This is a genomic window from Methanobacterium sp., from assembly GCA_039666455.1.
GTDB lineage: Archaea > Methanobacteriota > Methanobacteria > Methanobacteriales > Methanobacteriaceae > Methanobacterium_D.
In genome coordinates, this window is sequence record JAVSLW010000026.1 from 1 (window position 1) to 1,052 (window position 1,052).

Annotated in this window: 1 protein-coding gene; it reads left to right on the plus strand. The window is 39.7% G+C overall.

Features of this window, described 5'->3' with window-relative positions; translation table 11 throughout:
- A partial coding sequence (atwA, locus tag PQ963_06995; GenBank protein ID MEN4029407.1) for a methyl coenzyme M reductase system, component A2 occupies positions 1-1,052 on the plus strand: 1,052 nt, incomplete at both ends.

Genomic DNA, 1,052 nt, shown 5'->3' on the forward strand with positions numbered 1-1,052 from the left:
GGAAAATCTGTTTTAATAAACATGCTCCGTGGAATGAAAGAATACAAGCCAGACAGCGGTAAAATATTTTATAACATTGCGCTGTGTCATGAATGTTTTTTTGTGGATGCTCCTTCGAAAGTAGGACATAAATGTACCTGCGGTGGAGAATTTGAAGCAGAAAGGGTTGATCTTTGGGATACTGATAGAAAAATATTTGCTGCAATTAGAAGACGGATTTCTATAATGCTTCAAAGGACATTCGCCCTCTATGAAGATGATACTGTAATAGACAACGTTTTAAAGTCCATAAACCATCATGATGAAGAGGAAAGTATGTATATGGCCATAGATCTTCTTGAAACCACTCAGATGACCCACAGAATAACCCACATTGCAAGGGATTTAAGTGGTGGGGAAAAACAGAGAGTGGTTCTTGCAAGACAAATTGCAAAGGAACCTATGGTATTTCTTGCAGATGAACCCACAGGTACTCTTGATCCAAAAACCGCTGAACTCATACACCATGCACTCCTTGAAGGTGTAAAGGATAAGGGTACAACCATGATCATCACCTCCCACTGGCCAGAAGTTATGAGAAAGCTTTCTGATAATGTAATATGGCTTGAAAAGGGTGAAATCATCGATGAAGGCGGCCCTGAATCTGTTGTAAAAAGATTTTTAGAACAGGTTCCATTACCTAAAAAAATAGCAGAATACCGAACCGGCGGGCCAATGATTAAAATGGAAGACGTTAAAAAGCACTACTATTCTATAGAAAGAGGTGTGGTAAAGGCTGTTGATGGGATAGACCTGATTGTTGATGAGGGCGAAATTTTTGGTATTGTTGGATTAAGTGGAGCTGGTAAAACCACGCTTTCAAGGATTTTATATGGGTTAACTGAACCCAGTTCTGGTAAAATAACTGTCAAGCTTGGGGATGACTGGGTGGACATGACCGAATCTGGCCCATTAGGAAGAGGAAGAATTAAACCTTATTTAGGGATTCTTCACCAGGAATACAGCCTTTATCCTCATAGATCTGTTTTAGGAAATCTTACTGAGGCCATAAG